This window comes from Psychrobacter sp. M4, from assembly GCF_055699795.1.
Window position 1 is genome coordinate 1,813,865 of the sequence record NZ_CM146740.1, and the last position, 18,189, is coordinate 1,832,053.

The window sequence follows — 18,189 nt, forward strand, 5'->3', positions numbered from 1 at the left end:
GCAAAAAGCCAGTACCCTCACTATGAATGGTACTGGCTTCTTTATTAAATGAATCAGAGCAAGCTCTGATCGTCTTAGTCATACTAAATTGTCTTATCTTCATGCATTTGCGATTGAATATAGCGCTCTATCCCCACATCTTTAATCAGATCTTCTTGCGTCTCTAGCCAGTCATCATACTCTTCGTTGCCATCTTTGAGAGTCGTTAACAGCTGACGGGAGACATAATCCCGATGCTCCTCACACAAGGTAATAGCATCGGTGATGATATCAAACTTTTGTCTTTCTAAACGTAGATTACAATCAATCATCTCTGCTACGTCTTCTGCAATAAACATCTTGCCATAATCTTGCAAATTAGGCAGACCACCTAGCAATAAAATACGCGCAATCAAATCATCCGACCATCTCATCTCAGCAATAGACTGCTTATAACAATTGTCGTTTAATGCTTCAAGTCCCCAGTGACGCGCTATACGAGCATGCAAAAAGTACTGATTGATCGCAATCAATGACTGCCCAAGTACTTTATTCAAAGCGCGAATTACTTCTTTATCGCCTCTCATAATCTCTCTCCTGCATCTATTATTCTAAAATCAATATCGGCTTAATTTATTAGTATGAACCACCAATTAGATCCGGTGACACCTCAGCGATTTGACTTTGTAGATAATTGGGCAGACCGACCATATCGATCAGGCGTAGTTGTTGCTCAAGCCAGTGCGCATGATCTTCTTCAGTGTCTTTGAGCTGCTCGACCAACATCTCGCGCGTTACATAATCACGCTCCTCTTCACACAAAGCGATACCGTTTTTTAGATGCTCTTGTACCTGATACTCAAGATCAAGATCAAACTGTAGCATCTCAGGGACGTTACTACCAATCCGAATATTATCAACACTCATCTTAGGCGTACCACTAAGCATCAAAATACGGCGAATAATAGCTTGAGCATGCATCGTCTCATCCGTCATCTCGTGATGAATACGATCATATAACTTGCCATAATGCCATTCGGCATACATCTCAGAGTGAATAAAGTACTGGTCGCGTGCCGCAAGCTCCCCGCCCAATAAAAAATTTAGATAATCAATGACTTTTTGGCTACCTATCATAGCGTGTACTCCTATTCTTCATAAATATGCTTTGAAAACACTACCAATATCAACTGACTGGTAAATACAAGTACAGTCAACTTTCTTATACAGTTGGATAAATATAGTAGCATATAGCTACTCTACAGGATGTAACGTTATGAACTAAGAATAAGATGTCAATTGAGAATAGGAATCAGCTAAATGCTTACGCATAACTATTTAGGCGCTACCTCTAAAAATTTAGTCATTTAAAACAAGAGTTTAGGTTGAAAAAAGAGTTATTTAGGACGATATAATGTACATCTTGGATGATGAGCGAATAGATATAGCGACGATATAACTGAGAGCTATGTCATCACTTATAGACCCTGATCACTACAAAAATGTCTTTATTCAATTTTTGGCATGTAACTTGCAAATCTACTTTGAACGTTTATATAGCTACTGCATAAGCTAACGCGTCAACTTTTGCGTTGTGTTCATCAAGATAATCGTTAACCATAGGTTCGCAGCAGCCGCAGCAGGTTGCTACATCAAGGGTGTCTTTTAAGCCCTCAAGAGTATCAATGCCTGATGCAATAGCTGCTTTAATTTGCTTTTCTTTAACGTCATTGCAAATACAAACGTACATAGGGTCGCTCCAATCGTAGCTGTTATTCGATGTTCTTTATAATAACGAGAATTATTACCATTTACAATAACTTTTGCGACTTTTTAACTACTATTTGTATGCTACTAACTTTTTGAAAGACAAAATCACCCTTGAGTTACAATTATAATTCATACAAATTTATACTATAAGAAAATATATTTATACATACGTATACATTGATATAATCTGGACTATCGGTGGTAAAATACCGACGAACGGTAAAAATATTGCTGTATATTTTACAACTTAATATGAATATTGTGTTAATATGACTTTCAGTTACTTAAATGTTACTTATTGTATATTTAAGTTAATTATAAAATACAAATGTAAACAGTTTATATTAAAATCATAAGTATAGAAATTAATATTTCAGAGGTAATTAAGATAATTTACAATAACTAATGTTATTATTTAGTAAAAATTTTGATAGCTTTGTGATTTTATTAATGAAAGGCTCAGTATGATTGGCTTATGAATTATCTACTTTGTAAACTATTTAAGACTTTTCTAATACATTGATTAACACTCTTAACTAAGCTTACTAATACATATAGGAAGATTTTATGCCTGATAATAATATTACGCTCCAGCCTATCGATTTATTCAAAGTGCTGTCTGACCCAACACGTCTAAAGTTGTTTCAGATATTGTTTAATAAACAGTCGCGCTGTGTTGGCGAGCTAGTGGACTTGCTTGATCAGCCGCAGCCTACGGTATCGCGCCATCTGAATCATCTAAAAAAACTAGGGATTCTCAATTGTTCACGCGAAGGGACTTGGATGTGGTATGAAGTAGAAAAAGACCTACCAGAATGGTGTCGTAGTATTTTGGAGACGACTTATCAGACGTTATCTGAACAACCTGAACAGTCAGAGATGAGCCCATATGTGATTGAATAGTTTATTAGGTGGATTCTTATATGTTCTATTTACGACAAAAAAGACCTATATGATAAGGTCTTTTTTTATGGGCGCTTTTTCATGGGCACTTGCTATGAGGTTTGCTATCGCTAATCTGAACTATGACTTAGTAGCGCTTATGCTAAGTCTAAGAAGTCACTGACAAAAGCACTAGCAGGACTATGTATGAGTGTCTCTGGCGTACCTACTTGTTCAACATGGCCATGATTCATGACCACAATCTCATCAGATACCGCACGCGCCTCTTCTTGATCATGCGTCACCATGATACTAGTGATACCAAGCTCGTGGTGAATATTTTTCAGCCACTCACGCAGCTCCTTACGCACTTTGGCATCAAGAGCGCCAAAAGGCTCGTCTAATAACAGTAATTTAGGTTTGACGGCTAAGGCACGCGCTAAGGCAATCCTTTGGCGCTGACCGCCTGATAATTGGTGCGGATAAGCGTTGGCCAGTTGGGGCAATTGGACAAGCTCCAATAACTCGTTAACCCGCTGCTGGATTTGTGTCTTGCTTGGGCGCTCATCTTTGGGAAGCAGCGTCAGTCCAAAAGCGATATTATCAGCGATGTTTTTGTGGCGAAACAGCGCGTAATGCTGAAACATAAATCCAATTCGGCGCTTTTGCACCGGTGTATTGGTCACATCCAAATCATCAAATAAGATTTGCCCTGAGTCTGCGTACTCAAGACCGGCAATAATACGCAGCAACGTGGTTTTACCGCAGCCTGAGGGACCAAGCAAGGTGGTAAGCTTACCGGTCGGCACGGTAATATTGATGTCATCTAAAGCTGTAAAACTGCCAAAGGTTTTATTGATACCTCTAATCTCAATACTCATTTTATATCTCTTATCTTCTGATGTTTTTGTCTACTGCTTATGGTATTTAATCATTAGTTAACCCATTTAGCAGGGTTTAGTATCTACTAACTCATCTAGAAATATCTTTTACGGCGACGTCATCATCTACAGTCGCATTAGCACTAACTGGCAGATCAGGCGCGGCCACTAGACGCTCTGATTTAGCGAATTTGCGCTCCTGCAATTTAGTCATCACTTGCTGTACTAATAAGGTTATCAAAGCTAGTGCCGCAAGCAGACTTGATAAAGCAAAAGCGGCGGTAAAATTATACTCATTATAAGCAATCTCAACGAGTAGCGGCATGGTATTGGTTTCACCGCGTATATGACCTGATACCACGCTTACCGCGCCGAACTCGCCCATCGCACGCGCATTGGTCAAAATAAGTCCGTAGAGTAGCGCCCATTTAATATTGGGTAAGGTAATGTGCCAAAAAGTCTGCCAACCGCTCGCACCAAGCGTCAGCGCCGCTTGCTCCTCAGAGTCGCCTTGGGTCTGCATGAGCGGTATTAGCTCGCGCGCGACAAAAGGAAAAGTGACAAACAACGTTGCAAGCACAATACCTGGCACCGCAAAGATCACCTGAAATCCAAGACCCTCAAGCCAGCCGCCAACTGGAGAGTTAAGACCGAAGAGCAGGATAAACATGAGACCTGCAACCACCGGCGATACTGAAAATGGCAAATCGAGCAAAGTGGTCACCAGCTGCTTACCACGAAATTGATAACGGGTCACCAGCCAAGCGATCGCAATGCCCATCACCATATTGATCGGTAGTACGATAGCGGCTGTCAATAAAGTCAGCTTGATCGCTTGCAGCGCCTCTGGTTCCACGAGAGCGGCAATATATAACTCCCAACCATTTTTGAGCGCCTCATAAAAGACAGCAAGCAGCGGAATCACCAGCATAATGACCATAAATAAAACAGCAATACCGATAAAAATGCGCCTAACCCAAGGCGAATCTTTAGTTGCAGGATTACTTTGGTAGTCGTAGCTATTGGCTATTTGCATATCAGCGTGCTCCTACGCGGCGCGACAGTTTCCACTGCACAATGTTGATACTTAATAAAATAACAAACGAGATCATCAGCATAAACAAAGCCACCGCCGAAGCCCCTTGGATATCAAACTGCTCAAGTTTACTAATGATAATAATCGGCAGAATCTCAGACTGCATCGGAATATTACCGGCGATAAAAATGACTGAGCCATATTCGCCCGTTGCGCGAGCGAACATCATGCCTGCGCCCATAAATAACGCTGGCAGCAGCTCCGGTAAAATGACTTTACGAAAAGTCGTTAAACGAGTAGCACCCAGTACTGCCGACGCCTCTTCAAATTCAACCGATAACTCAGCCAGTACTGGCTGTACGGCACGCACGATAAAGGGAAAGCTGACCACCACTAAAGCCAGCCAAATCCCTATCGGTGTAAACGCCACTTGAATACCAATCTTGTCAAACCACTGTCCAATAAGACCATTAGGCGCATAAAGCGTGGCAAGCGAGATGCCGGTCACCGCCGTTGGTAGCGCAAATGGCAAATCAACCAAGGCGTTAATCAAGGATTTACCCCAAAACTCATAACGCACCAGCACCCAAGCGACTAGCGTACCAAATACCATATTGGTCAGCATGGCAAGAAACGACATCCACAAGCTCAGCTTAATCGCCGCTGTCACTTGCGGCTGGGATATGGTCTCCCAAAACCCTGACCAGCCCATCTGGGTTGTGGTATAAGCCATCATTGCAAACGGCAGCACTACCAGTAGCGACAAGCTAAAAACAGTGATCCCCATACTGAGCCCAAACCCCGGCAGTACATTGCGCTGGCGCAAGCGGGTCAGCCAACCCTTGTTACTAGTAGGCCTCGTATTTGCAGGGGCTTTACTCATAGTAATATCCTATTTATCGCTTATCTTATGGTCTATCTTTACCATCTTGTGGTCAGCTTAAGATATAAAGGACATAGCGTAGATAACCATGTCCTTTAAAGGTGACTCTTGTTGTAAAATGTCGATAACGCTACTGCGGTGCGTTTACCGCTAATTGATCAAAGACCCCATTGTCACTAAAGAACGTACCCATGATCTCATCCCACGACCCAAAAGTATCGTTGGGACGGAAGGTTTCAACTGGTGGTAATTTATCACCGTTTTTATCAAGCACGCTTTGTACGCTTGGGCGCAGATATAAGTCAGCGGCTAATTGCTGCGCAGGCTCGCTCCATAAATAATCAAGATAGGCTTTGGCTGCATCCGTCGTGCCTTTTTTATCGGTAACGCTGGTAACTACAGCGACAGGGCTTTCAGACTTAATAGAGTAATCAGGATAAACAATATCAACTTGGCCTTGTCCAAATTGGGTAGCGGCAAGGTTGGCTTCATTCTCAAAGGTCACCAGCACATCACCGATGCCGCGTTGGACAAAGGTAGTGGTTGCCGCGCGCCCGCCGTTCTCATAGACTTTGACGTTTTTGAGCATGTCGCGTACGTAGTTTTTTGCCTCGTCTTCATTATTGTCAAAGGCATGTAGCCCGTAACCATAAGCGCCCAAAAAGGCGTAGCGACCATTACCGGTAACCTTTGGATTGGCCATAACAATCTCAACACCGTCTTTGGTCAAATCTTCCCAGTCGTTAATGTTTTTTGGATTGTCTTTACGTACCAAAAAGACGATAGTGCTGGTAAAAGGCACCGCATTGTCTGGGAACTGCTCCTCCCAGTCAGCTGCAACTAGACCCTCTTTTTCAAGCAGCTCAATGTCTGAGCCTTGGTTCATGGTCGCCACATCGGCTTGCAAACCATTAGCCACTGATAAAGCTTGTTTGCTTGAGCCGCCATGCGACTGCTGAATGGTAATATTGGCACCTGGGTTCTCGCTTTGGTACTGCTCAACGAACATAGGGTTATAGTCTTTGTAAAAGTCGCGTGCCACATCGTACGAGACATTTAACAGCTCAATATTCTGTCCTGCGCTCGTTGATTCTGTACCGTCAGCATTTGTGGTAGTCTCAGCTGGCTCATTATTACTACAGCCTACCAAACCCAGCGTTAGAGCAATACCGGCAGCGCCAAGAATGTTTTTAGTTTTGTTTTTATAAAAGTAATTCAACTTTGTAGTGTAAGTAGTCATAAGTATCTCAAAGTAATTTATTAGGTATGAGCGTATGCTAACAGTGACAGCTTATTATCTTTAATGATGAATATGCGTATGTTTTTGCCAAAATGGAATAAAGAACGATTTTAATCGACCTCTCTTTATTTTGGCTGCACTTGGGCTAATTGATCAAAACGTCCGCCATCCACAAAAAAATCGTCCATAATATTGTCCCATGATCCAAATACCGCTGTTGGCTCAAAAGTGTCAATGATAGGTAGTGTATTTTGGTGCGCCGCTAAAATAGTCTTGTCGCTAGGACGCAGATACATCTGAGCGATCAGCTCTTGCGCAGGCTTGCTCCATAGCCCTTTTAAGTAAGTACTTGCCGCTTTAGTACTGCCCTTTTTATCCGTGACTGCTGTGACCACAGCGACAGGATTATTAACAGCGATAGAGTAGCTTGGATAAATGAGCTCAACTTGCCCTTTGGCATGCTTTTGGGCCACTAAATGCGCCTCGTTTTCAGTAGTGATAAGCACATCCCCTAGCCCGCGCTGGGTAAAGCTGGTCGTCGCCGCCCGTGCGCCGTTGTCATAAGTGACCACGTTGGCCAGTAGCTTTTTTATAAAACCATCGGTTTGTGTAGCGGCCTTAGTAGTTTCCCCAAACTGATGCAGACCGTAACCGTAGGCGCCTAAAAACGCATAGCGCGCCGTGCCGCTAGTTTTGGGGTTTGGCATGACAATTTTGACGTCAGTACGCGCCAAATCTTGCCAGTCTTGAATATTCTTAGGATTACCTGCGCGCACGAGCAGCACCATGGTACTGGTATAAGGAATAGCATTATCAGGTAGCGTTTGCTGCCAATCGCTTGCAACCAAACCCTTTTCAACAAGCAGGTTCATATCGCTTTCTTGGTTTAACGTCGCTACATCCGCTTGTAGACCATTGGCAATGGACAGCGCTTGCTTACTTGAGCCGCCATGGGACTGGTTAATTTTAACCTTGCTATCTGAATACTGCTTCTGATGAGCGTCTTTAAATAACGCGTTGTATTCTTTATAAAAATCACGCGAGACGTCATAAGAGACGTTAAGCAGATTAATGTCTTGCTCCTCATTGTTTGCTTGGGTGGCAGGTTGATTATCCGCTTTGGTAGGACTACAGCCAGTGCTGAGCATCAAAGCGCTCAAGGCGCCTCCTAGCAGTAATGGACGCGAATTTAAGTACAACAATTTGCTTTGAGATATTAGGCAGATAATAGCTGGCATGGCGTTCTCTATAAGTGAGATCTGTCGCGGTTTATGGTTTATAGCGACAAAAAATCTGTGAGGAATGAGCGTATGCTAGCAGTTTGTACAATGAACGCTTAGTGACAAATTTGCTTATCGACTGATTAACTTGGCATAAGCATCATTATTAGTTACTCTACTTACTTTAAGGCTACTAACAATTGAACAAAGACGCTCCTACCTCTTATTTGCCCTTTGTTACCTGAGCGCTCTATAATTTATAAAGGCTATACATGACTTCATTACTGCAACGTTTACTATCTGCTGTCACCTTATCTGCTTTTAGCGCTTTGTTCCTTGCTGGTGTGGCAGGCTGTAGTCATCTGTCCCCTACTACGACTAACCATACTGCAGATACTACAAAGACAGGTAACCTACTTATACATCCAAAAACGATAACGCCTAGCGTGCAGGCGGTTATAGGCGACTATGTCTCTGAGGGTTACGCCAAGCGCGCGCAGGGCTATGACTGGGTGGCCGTAATGGTACGAGCCGATGACAATGATAAAGATAAAATCAATATAAAGGTGCGCGCTCGCAGTGATATTAAAAACCCTACTTGCAGCTTTGATGGCAGCGCCACCTTAATGGGTCAAGACCAAGCGCACGGGGTTGTTTTTCAAACGACAGGGAGTGAAAACATGGCTTTTTTTCAGTTTAAAAAAGATGAGTTTGGTAATGACAAGCTAGTTATCGATAGTCAGGATAAATACACCTTGAACTATTTTTGTTCGGGCGGCGGCTCGATTGTAGGCACGTATCAAAAGCTTGAGAGCACTTTAGAGCTCCACTAAAGTCATATGGTTTTAAGGTATCTCAAACCTCTAAATAAGGTGCTCTTTATGCATACAAAAGCTGCAAATTTAAAGGATGCATGATACGTACCCTACGATAGTTCAAAAGCCGTAACCTATAAAAAAAGGTATCAGAAGTCTGATACCTTTTTCATTTACTAAGAGCGAATATGTTTTATACTGCAGATGCGCCCGTTAGTTTGATCTCAGCACGTTCCTCTTTTGCGATACCAGCGTAGTATTCACGCAAAATGGCCAGTACTTCAGGGCGACTAAAGTTCTCTGGCACTTCTTCGTCCTCTGATAAAGCCTTACGCAGCTTGGTGCCCGATACTTTGACATGATCCTTGGCATCATGCGGGCACGTTTTGTCAGAGGCCATCGCGTTACAAGCATTACACCAAAACGTCCAGCCAATTTTTAGCGGCTGGGTAATAAGATCGTCCTTACCGACATAGTCAAAGATCGTTTGCGCATCAAATGCACCATAATAATCGCCGACGCCAGCGTGATCACGACCAACGATCAGATGACTACAGCCGTAATTTTGGCGAAAGACGGCATGCAATAATGCTTCACGCGGACCGGCATAACGCATATCTAGCGGATAACCGGCTTGGATAACAGTGTCTTGTCTAAAATAATTGTCGATCAAGGTTTTGATCGCTTCTTGGCGTACTTCAGCAGGGATATCGCCCGGCTTTAATGCACCAAGTAAAGAGTGAATGAGTACGCCATCACAGATCTCAATGGCAATCTTGGCTAGATACTCATGCGAGCGGTGCATGGGGTTACGGGTTTGGAAGGCGGCTACCGTTTTCCAGCCTTTGTCTTTGAACATCTCGCGGGTTTCGCTAGGCGTTTTGTAAATCTCAGGATATAGCTCTGGAAACTCGCCTTCGCTAAGCACCTCTATACTACCTGCGACATTGACCTCGCCTTGACGCAGTACTTGCTGCACGCCCGGATGCTCAGGATCAGTGGTAGTAAAGACTTGCTGACACTCGTGATCTTTATCGATGTCATAAGTCTCCTCGACGGTAATGATACCCATCACTTCACCATCTTCGGCAATTAGAGCCACTTTATCGCCTTGATTTAGAGTATCGGTGAGCTTTCTTGGTGCGGATAAAGTAATAGGGATCGGCCAAAAAAGACCCGCGTTATCACCAGATTTAAGACGCATCTCATCGACCACGCCTTGCCAATCAGCTTTGTTCATAAAGCCGTCCAGTGGTGTGAAACCGCCAATACCAAGCATAATTAAATCACCGCGTTCGCGTGAGCTTAGGGTAATAGTAGGTAGCGTGCTGGCAAGTTTAAGTGCTTCTTTGCGCGCTTCACCTTTCAATAATAAAGGCTTTAATGTTTCACTACCGTGCGGTGGGACAAGTTTTGAGGAGTTTTGATTAGGCATTGAAGATGTCATGTTTTTAAACCTTAACACAGCTGATAAATTGAATATGCCTAGGCTAACCAATTTTTGTTATGAAAATTTATGCTGTGTTTGGATATGGATATGACTTATAGGAATTTATATTTATAAGCGTAGAGTTATATGATGTCAGCCTATACTGCTTTAAGCTCATTTTTACGAATGTTAACTTTGCTTTAAAGCACGTTTATATTACACACGCAAATCACTATTGAGATGACGTCATGTACCAATATAATTACGCCGATCAAACGCTGGTAGAAGAACGGGTCGCCCAATTTCGCGACCAGACTGAGCGCTTTTTGGCAGGCGAGTTGCCCGAGGAGCAGTATCTGCCGCTACGACTGCAAAACGGTCTCTACATTCAGCGCTACGCGCCGATGCTACGTATCGCCATTCCTTATGGCTTACTTGCCAGCTATCAATTGCGTAAATTGGCCGAGATTACCCGTAAATACGATAAAGGTTACGGGCACTTTACCACACGCACTAATATTCAGCTTAATTGGCCCAAGCTTGAAGATGTACCTGATATCTTAGCGGAGCTGGCATCAGTACAGATGCACGCCATTCAAACTTCAGGTAACTGTATTCGCAATACCACCACCGACCCTTATGCCGGTATCCATACGGACGAGATTGCCGATCCGCGTCCTTATTGTGAGATTATCCGTCAGTGGTCAACCTTTCATCCTGAATTTGCCTTTTTGCCGCGCAAATTTAAGATTGCGGTTATCGGTACTGAAAATGATCGCGCGGCCACACGAGTGCACGATATTGGCCTACATTTAAAGAAAAATGACGAGGGCGAAATTGGTTTTGAGGTGTTAGTGGGCGGCGGTCTCGGCCGTATTCCGGTGCTGGGTAAAGTCATTAATGAGTTTCTGCCACGCCAGCATCTGCTGAGTTATTTAGATGCTATTTTGCGTGTGTATAACCTGCATGGACGCCGTGATAAAGGTAGTAAATATAAATCACGGATCAAAATCTTGGTTGATACTTTAGGCGGGCGTGAATTTGCCAAGCTCGTTGATGCCGAGTGGGAAGCACACACGAAAGATGGACCGCTAACCTTAACAGATGACAATTTTGCCACCGCTACCAGTTATTTTAGCGAACCTGATTACAAAGCGTTCGACGCGCTACAAGTTCAATCAGAGCTGCAAAAACAGCTTGCGGACAATAAAGACTTTGCCAATTGGTATCAGCAAAACACCGTGGCGCATAAAATTGCGGGCTACCGTGCGGTGGTCATCTCTTTAAAAGCCGGTCTCGTCGATGGTAAATATGTGCCCTCCGGTGATGTCACTGACTCGCAGATGGACGCTTTGGCTGATCTTGCAGATAAGTATAGCTTTGGCGAGCTACGCGGAACTTATCAGCAAAACCTAGTCTTCGCGGATGTCGAGGTCAATAAATTGTATGAGCTATGGCAGCAGTTATCAGAGCTGCATTTGGCACGCGCTAACATTAATACGCTCACTGACATGATTGTCTGCCCCGGCTGGGATTATTGCTCGCTTGCCAATGCCACCACGCACAACATCGCTGAGCAGATTGAGAAGCAATTTAGCGATCTCGATTATCTCTACGATTTGGGTGATATTCGCCTCAATATGTCAGGCTGTATCAATGCCTGCGCCCATCATCACACCGGTGATATCGGAATCCTTGGCGTCGATAAAAAGGGCGAGAACTGGTATCAAATCAGCCTTGGTGGCAATTCAAGTAACGATGCTAAACTTGGCAAAATACTCGGCCGCTCTGTCCCAACCGAAGCCGTTGCTGAAACTATTCAACAAATCGTCGATGTCTATGTTGATCTGCGCGCGACCACTGAGAATGACGTTGAGAGCTTTGGCGAATTGGTTGAACGCGTCGGTATTGACCCCTTCAAGGAGAAGGTCTATGGCTAATCATCACATTTTAGATAGTAAGGGTGTGGATGTGAGCGCTAAAGATACGTGGCAGGCGCTGTGTACCGATAATCTACCCGATAGTATCGCTTTGAGCGAGATCACCTTACTTGAGCTGCTGCATAAACAAGAAAAACCTGAGGTGCTAGTACCGCTCGCCGATTTGCTTGATAGTAAAGGCGTGCTTGCTGGTGGTCTCATAAAAGAGGTCTATGAGCTGATTGAGCAGCATAGTAGCCATCATGGCGTGTGGATTACCGCCGATACGGATACGGATGTGCTAACCGCACTTAGTGAGCTGTTATTAAAACAAGCGCTGATCGTCATCCATTTTCCTAAGTTTGCTGATGGACGCGGGTTTAGCTTCGTACAAACCCTACGTCAATTGGGTTATCAAGATGAGATTCGCGTGGCTGGCGAGTTTGGCCGTGATCAAATCGCTTATCTGCTGCGTGTTGGTGTTGATAGTTTTGTACTTAGCGAACATGACGTCCATCCAGACTCTAAATTTGATATTGAACAGGCCTTTACCGCGCTTGCCAGTAGTTATGATGGCCGCCGAGCAGCAGACTTACCGATGTTCGCTGGGCTTTTTGGGGCTTAGTTTTTATTATCCTTTTTAAATTTTTATAACCGTAATCTATTTCAAATATTGAACCTTCTTTTGTAGGCTGGGTTTTTAACCCAGCCTACTACTACTTTAACTTCCATTAAGGACAAAACGATGAGCCAATTACATCCTAATTTAGATATCGACCAAGCCAATAAAGAGTTAGACGGCAAATCACCTGAAGAGATCGTTGAATGGGCGCTGAGCCAAGCCAAAAACCCTATTATCACTACCAATTTTCGTCCGTACGAGTCGGCTATCTTGCATTTAGTTGCTAAACAAAAACCTGATATTACCGTATTATGGGTCGATTCTGGCTACAACACCGATGCCACTTATCGCTTTGCTAATAAGCTGATTAATGACTTGGACCTAAATGTCATCACTTATATTCCTAAGCAAACCGCTGCCCATCGTGATGCCACTATGAATGGTATTCCAGGCATTGATAATCCGCAACATGATAAGTTTACTGAACAAGTTAAGCTTGAGCCCTTCCGCCGTGCGCTTGATGAGCTCAAGCCTGACGTCTGGTTCAATGCTATTCGCAAAGATCAAACTGAATTCCGCCAAGGTCTTGATGTGCTTAGCTTATCAAAAGATGGCGTATTAAAAGTCGCGCCTTTGTTTGAGAAAAATGACGCGGATTTGGATGCGTACTTAGATGAGCATAACCTGCCTAACGAGCATGACTACTTTGATCCGACCAAGGTTGAAGAAAGCCGTGAGTGTGGACTGCATACGCAGCTATAAATGTTAAACTTTTTACTCTTTGTGGCTTTAGCCCAGCATTTTTATTTTGCAAAGCTAAAATTGCAGTACAATTTTTTGACGCTTCTCAGGGTTAAAAACCCAGCCTACAAAAAGTTATAAATAGCATTAAAAAAGCCCTCTCAAAATGAGAGGGCTTTTTTTATAAAAGTAAAATCATTAAATAATTTTGCGGTTATTTATGGCTATGAGCTATTTACGACCCAGCACCCAGCCACCATCCATCAAGACGTTAGCACCATGCATGTAGTTTGAATCATCCGAGGCTAAAAATACTGCCAGCGCCGCAATTTCTTCAGGCTTGCCAGCACGCTGGGCAGGAATCCGGTTTAAACGATCATCGTCAATACCCTCTGTCATGGGGGTTTGGATAAAACCTGGCGATAAAATATTTACTTTAACACCTTGACTACCAAAATCAAAAGCCAACTGCTTGGTAAATCCTAATACTGCGTGTTTGGAAGTCACATAAGCGGAACCGCCCGGCCCCGCCATTTGTGTCGCTTGCGAGCCAACATTGATAATGGCCCCTTTGCCTTGCTTAATAAAATGCGGAATCACCGCTTTTGAGGCCAGATAAGGCGCTTTGACATTGATAGCCATTAGTTTGTCGTAAAAGTCTTCTTCTAATTCAACCGCATTGTCATAACCGTCATGAATACCTGCGCCGTTGTATAAGATGTCAATTTGACCGTAGGTTTCTAGTGTTTTATCCACTACTGCCTGAATCTCAGAGCCTTTAGAAACATCGGCTTTGACAAAAATTGCTTCTTGATTATTGTCTTTAATGTCTTTGACGATGCGATTGCCGTCTTTTTCATCGCGACCTGTCACGACTACTTTTGCGCCCTCGTCTGCGTAAGCTTTTGCGGTAGCTTCTCCGAGCCCGGAGGTGCCGCCGAATATGATGGCTACTCTGTCTTGTAATTTCATTTTTTATCCTTTTGAGTTTTAGTTATAAGGTTTGTAGTCAATCAATCGAAATATATTAGCATGGTTAATCAAGATTTAATGTTAGGCTATGTTAGATTACTCGTGACTATTCCCTTTCTCATTAAAAACCTTATTTGACATGACAAAAACGAATAAGCTAATGCCAATTCACAACGTGAGACCACGCGCGTGATGTTTCATAATAACAGTATATTTTAAATTAATGACTCATAACGCTATGAATACCTTTCCGCTGTTTTTCAAACTAGAAGGCCGCAAAGTACTTATCGTTGGTGGCGGCGATGTGGCGCTACGTAAAGCTGATCTGCTCAGCCGCGCCGGCGCAAGTATTACTGTGGTTGCCCCAGATATCTGTGATGAGCTGCAAGCGCTGCTAGAAAATTCTAATAATAATGCTAAAAAGCATGAGCTTATTTTTGAGAATTATAATAAAGCCTATATGGCAGGCGCGCGGGTGATTATCGCGGGCACCGATGATGAAGCGCTGAATCATCAAATTCATACCGATGCCACCGAGCTTAATATTCCGGTCAACGTCGTTGACACCCCGCATTTATGCGACTTTATTTTCCCTGCTATCGTTGACCGCAACCCCATAGTGATTGGCATCTCATCGAACGGTAAAGCTCCAGTGCTGGCACGTTTGCTTCGGGCAAGACTTGAGACGCTTATCCCGCAAGGTTATGGTAAATTGGCCAAACTGGCAGGCGAGTTTCGCACAGAAGTAAAAACTAAAATCCCAACGCTTACGGGGCGTCGGCAGTTTTGGGAGCGCGCCTTTGAAGGAAAAGTCAGCGAGCTGATGTTTGCCGGTAACGAGAATGAGGCCGCCGCGCAGCTGCAAGCGGACTTGGACAGTACCGCCGCTCAGCTCGTAAAAGACACGGCTTTAAAGACTAATCCAGTTAATTCTACTAAGAAGAATCATAACACTTTAGAAACTCAATCTGTATCAGCAGCGGCGCCAGTATTATCAGTAGATAGTGAAACCTACGACATCAACAACCATAATTTTAAAATAGCAGAACCTAAGCAGCCTGTTGGTGAAGTCTATATCGTGGGTGCCGGTCCTGGTGATCCTGAGCTATTGACTTTTAAAGCGCTCAGGCTGATGCAGCAAGCCGATATCGTATTTTATGACGCGCTGGTCTCGCCGCAAGTACTCGACTTGTGTCGCCGAGACGCCGATAAAGTATATGTCGGTAAAAAACGCAGCAATCACGCTGTAGCGCAGCTTGGCATCAATGAGCTGTTGATTAACGAGGCCAAAAAAGGGCGCCGCGTGGTACGTCTAAAAGGCGGCGACCCGTTTATCTTTGGACGCGGCGGTGAAGAGGTTGAGAGCTTACGGGCGCATAGCATTCCTTATCAAGTAGTGCCGGGCATTACCGCTGCTAATGCTGCTGCCAGCTATGCAGGTATTCCATTAACCCATCGTGACCATGCGCAGTCGGTGCGTTTTGTCACCGGATTTTTAAAAGCCGGCGCTCCCAATGAGAAGTTTGAAAACTTGCTCGATACCGATGAGACCGTGGTATTTTATATGGGCCTGCATTCGCTAGCACGTCTAACCGAAGGTTTAATTGAAGCGGGACGCTTGCCTAATACGCCTATCGCTATCATCTCTAACGCCAGTATGCCTAATCAGCAGGTGTTAACGGGCACGCTAGCTGATATTACAGATAAGCAAGAAAAAGCGCAACTGCCCACGCCTGCACTGCTCATTATGGGTGATGTGGTCGCGCTGCATGATGATTTGGCTTGGTACAACACGCATAATAAAGACAGTAGCGATACCCAAAGTAATTGGCTGCGCGGCGGCAGTGCTGCAACGCCTAAAGATGCGCTATCTGATCATCCGGCTCAGCAGCAGGCGCATGCGCTGTCGATGGTAGCTACTCTATCAAATGCAGAAATCTCAGCCTAATTAACAATAAGTTAGATTTGGTAGTTAAGTATTTCATAGTTAAATAATGTACAACCCTTGCTAGCAATACTGGCAAGGGTTTTTGATTGTATAAATTCCAATTCAGCAAATCCTACCAATTCTTGTTAGAATAAAGGCTTTCTATCTATTGTCAGCAAGCCTATTATGCCTAACGCCATTGTTTCCCAATCTATGCCTATCAAACCTCTAACTATTTTGCACACCTCCGATTGGCATTTGGGACGACGTCTTTACGGGCGCATGCGTTACGAAGAGTTTGACGCGTTTTTAAACTGGTTAGAGGACACCATTAGCGCGCAAAAGGTAGACGTGCTTATTGTCGCCGGTGACATCTTTGATACCATGACCCCAAGTAACCGCGCTCAGGCTTTGTATTATGAGTTTTTAGGCAAAGTCTCAACGTCTTGCTGCGAGCATATCGTCATCGTCGCAGGCAATCATGACTCCCCGACTTTTTTGGATGCGCCCAGTCAGGTACTTAAATTCTTAAACGTTCACGTCATCGGTACTGCTTGTGACGATGTAGGCGATGAAGTCTTGGTGTTAGACGGTACCGATGGTATGCCGCACTGCATTATCGCCGCTGTGCCTTATTTGCGTGACCGCGATGTGCGCAGTAGCAGCGCTGGCGAGTCTGCGGATAGCAAAGATGCCAATGTCATCAAAGGTATTCGCGCCCATTACGATGAAGTCGCCACGATTGCCAAAAACTATCAAGAATCGCTTTGCAAAACCCATCAGCGCTATATTCCTATTATCGCTACAGGGCATTTATTTGCAGCGGGCGGCAAAACCACTGACGATGACGGTGTGCGTGACCTTTATGTCGGCTCCTTGGGCAAAGTCTCTGCCGAGATGTTTGATGCGCGCTTTGATTACGTGGCGCTTGGCCATTTGCACGTGCCGCAGCGTGTTGGCGGTCAAGAGCATATTCGCTATTCAGGATCGCCTATTGCTATGGGCTTTGGTGAAGCAAAGCAGCAAAAGCAAGTATTGTTGGTACAATTTGGCAAAATCTCAGGTCAAATGATCAATGACAACTCAGTACCCAAATCAGTACCCGAGGTGATCAATAAAGTTTTAAGTCTAGAGGTTACCGAAACGATAGCGCCTAAATTAGTAGCAAAGACCGTTAAAAAAGCTGTGAATCAAACTACTGATTTTATGGATGATTTATTTGGCTTTGATGATGTCAATGACTCGTTAAAGCATAGCGCCAATGATGATCTTACAAATGGTGACACGATTTATAAAGAGACAAAGAATAGCGATGATAAAGAAAAACAGATTGAACCAAAAGATGAGATTAATGAAGAACCGTTTCACTATGATCAAGCGCGGCAAATGCAAATCGCTTCCCTACCCATACCTTGCTTCCAAAAATTGGCACAAATCTCAGGTGATTTAGCTACTATTACTACCACCGTTAAAGCCATTGACGATAAAGAATCCATTTGGCTGGAGATTATTTACACAGGCAATGAGATTGTCAGTGAACTGCGTGAAAAAGTGGCTGCCATGGTAGAAGGTCTACACTGCGAGGTTTTAAAAATTAAAAACACACGCACCTATAACAAAGTGCTGAATCAAGAGCAAAGCGATGAGACCCTACAAGATTTAAATGAGATGGATGTGTTTGAACGCTGTTTAAATGTGCATGAAGTTGCCGAAACCCAAAAAGAGGCCTTACGTGACGCCTATCAGCAAATACTTTATGATTTGCATCATGATGATAAATTGGCGGAATAATTGATTCATTCTAGAAAATTATGATTAGAAATTTCAGCCTAACTTATCTATAAAACATCAACAATCTCTCTTTCAAATTCAG

General features: G+C 43.8%; 16 protein-coding genes and 1 pseudogene. 7 read left to right on the plus strand and 10 right to left on the minus strand.

What is annotated here, in order from left to right; translation table 11 throughout:
* Nucleotides 1-83 precede the first annotated feature (83 nt).
* From bfr (ACR63N_RS07375) to ACR63N_RS07385, 3 genes are all read right to left on the minus strand, one after another.
* Nucleotides 84-566 (minus strand): bacterioferritin, encoded by a 483-nt coding sequence (bfr, locus tag ACR63N_RS07375; RefSeq protein WP_367103152.1) that lies wholly within the window; start codon nt 564-566, stop codon nt 84-86.
* A gap of 49 nt (nt 567-615) precedes the next feature.
* Nucleotides 616-1,116: a bacterioferritin gene (bfr, locus tag ACR63N_RS07380; RefSeq protein WP_367103151.1), complete on the minus strand. Its 501-nt coding sequence runs from the start codon at nt 1,114-1,116 to the stop codon at nt 616-618.
* A 415-nt stretch (nt 1,117-1,531) separates the two neighbouring features.
* Complete coding sequence (locus ACR63N_RS07385; protein ID WP_367103150.1) at nt 1,532-1,729, minus strand: (2Fe-2S)-binding protein; 198 nt, start codon at nt 1,727-1,729, stop codon at nt 1,532-1,534.
* A 587-nt stretch (nt 1,730-2,316) separates the two neighbouring features.
* Between ACR63N_RS07385 and ACR63N_RS07390 the strand changes: the two genes are divergently transcribed.
* Nucleotides 2,317-2,652 (plus strand): ArsR/SmtB family transcription factor, encoded by a 336-nt coding sequence (locus tag ACR63N_RS07390; RefSeq protein ID WP_367105856.1) that lies wholly within the window; start codon nt 2,317-2,319, stop codon nt 2,650-2,652.
* A gap of 140 nt (nt 2,653-2,792) precedes the next feature.
* Here the strand turns inward: ACR63N_RS07390 and ACR63N_RS07395 are convergent.
* The 5 genes and pseudogenes from ACR63N_RS07395 to ACR63N_RS07415 all read right to left on the minus strand — a co-directional run.
* Nucleotides 2,793-3,512 (minus strand): annotated as a pseudogene (locus tag ACR63N_RS07395) (sulfate/molybdate ABC transporter ATP-binding protein); the annotation flags it as partial.
* A 91-nt stretch (nt 3,513-3,603) separates the two neighbouring features.
* Nucleotides 3,604-4,548 (minus strand): sulfate ABC transporter permease subunit CysW, encoded by a 945-nt coding sequence (cysW, locus tag ACR63N_RS07400; RefSeq protein WP_367105854.1) that lies wholly within the window; start codon nt 4,546-4,548, stop codon nt 3,604-3,606.
* Nucleotide 4,549: 1 nt separating this feature from the next.
* Nucleotides 4,550-5,431: a sulfate ABC transporter permease subunit CysT gene (gene cysT, locus ACR63N_RS07405; RefSeq protein WP_367105853.1), complete on the minus strand. Its 882-nt coding sequence runs from the start codon at nt 5,429-5,431 to the stop codon at nt 4,550-4,552.
* A gap of 130 nt (nt 5,432-5,561) precedes the next feature.
* On the minus strand, nt 5,562-6,671 hold the full coding sequence (locus tag ACR63N_RS07410) for a sulfate ABC transporter substrate-binding protein (protein ID WP_472781773.1): 1,110 nt from the start codon (nt 6,669-6,671) through the stop codon (nt 5,562-5,564).
* A gap of 125 nt (nt 6,672-6,796) precedes the next feature.
* Nucleotides 6,797-7,909: a sulfate ABC transporter substrate-binding protein gene (locus ACR63N_RS07415; protein WP_472781774.1), complete on the minus strand. Its 1,113-nt coding sequence runs from the start codon at nt 7,907-7,909 to the stop codon at nt 6,797-6,799.
* 254 nt (nt 7,910-8,163) lie between these two features.
* On the opposite strand from ACR63N_RS07415, the gene ACR63N_RS07420 reads away from it, so the two are divergent.
* Nucleotides 8,164-8,724 carry a hypothetical protein gene (locus ACR63N_RS07420; protein ID WP_472781775.1) on the plus strand — a complete coding sequence of 187 codons (561 nt, stop codon included), beginning with the start codon at nt 8,164-8,166 and terminating at the stop codon, nt 8,722-8,724.
* 175 nt (nt 8,725-8,899) lie between these two features.
* On the opposite strand, the gene sat is transcribed toward ACR63N_RS07420, so the two are convergent.
* Nucleotides 8,900-10,153, minus strand: coding sequence for a sulfate adenylyltransferase (gene sat, locus ACR63N_RS07425; protein ID WP_367105849.1), 1,254 nt, complete (start codon nt 10,151-10,153; stop codon nt 8,900-8,902).
* A gap of 230 nt (nt 10,154-10,383) precedes the next feature.
* On the opposite strand from sat, the gene ACR63N_RS07430 reads away from it, so the two are divergent.
* The 3 genes from ACR63N_RS07430 (at nt 10,384) to ACR63N_RS07440 (ending at nt 13,438) form a co-directional block, all read left to right on the plus strand.
* Complete coding sequence (locus ACR63N_RS07430; RefSeq protein WP_367108706.1) at nt 10,384-12,075, plus strand: nitrite/sulfite reductase; 1,692 nt, start codon at nt 10,384-10,386, stop codon at nt 12,073-12,075.
* A complete protein-coding gene (locus tag ACR63N_RS07435) occupies nt 12,068-12,679 on the plus strand; it encodes a DUF934 domain-containing protein (RefSeq protein ID WP_472781776.1) in 612 nt (203 codons plus the stop codon). Before ACR63N_RS07430 ends, ACR63N_RS07435 begins: the two co-directional genes overlap by 8 nt.
* 120 nt (nt 12,680-12,799) lie before the next feature.
* On the plus strand, nt 12,800-13,438 hold the full coding sequence (locus ACR63N_RS07440; protein WP_472781777.1) for a phosphoadenosine phosphosulfate reductase domain-containing protein: 639 nt from the start codon (nt 12,800-12,802) through the stop codon (nt 13,436-13,438).
* Between the two features lie 210 nt (nt 13,439-13,648).
* Here the strand turns inward: ACR63N_RS07440 and ACR63N_RS07445 are convergent, their stop codons facing one another.
* Nucleotides 13,649-14,389, minus strand: coding sequence for an SDR family NAD(P)-dependent oxidoreductase (locus ACR63N_RS07445; protein ID WP_472781778.1), 741 nt, complete (start codon nt 14,387-14,389; stop codon nt 13,649-13,651).
* Nucleotides 14,390-14,627: 238 nt separating this feature from the next.
* Between ACR63N_RS07445 and cobA the strand changes: the two genes are divergently transcribed.
* Nucleotides 14,628-16,337: a uroporphyrinogen-III C-methyltransferase gene (gene cobA / locus ACR63N_RS07450; RefSeq protein ID WP_472781779.1), complete on the plus strand. Its 1,710-nt coding sequence runs from the start codon at nt 14,628-14,630 to the stop codon at nt 16,335-16,337.
* Between the two features lie 165 nt (nt 16,338-16,502).
* Entirely contained in the window at nt 16,503-18,107 is a 1,605-nt protein-coding gene (locus tag ACR63N_RS07455) for an exonuclease SbcCD subunit D C-terminal domain-containing protein (RefSeq protein ID WP_472781780.1), read from the plus strand.
* The last annotated feature ends 82 nt before the right edge of the window (nt 18,108-18,189 follow it).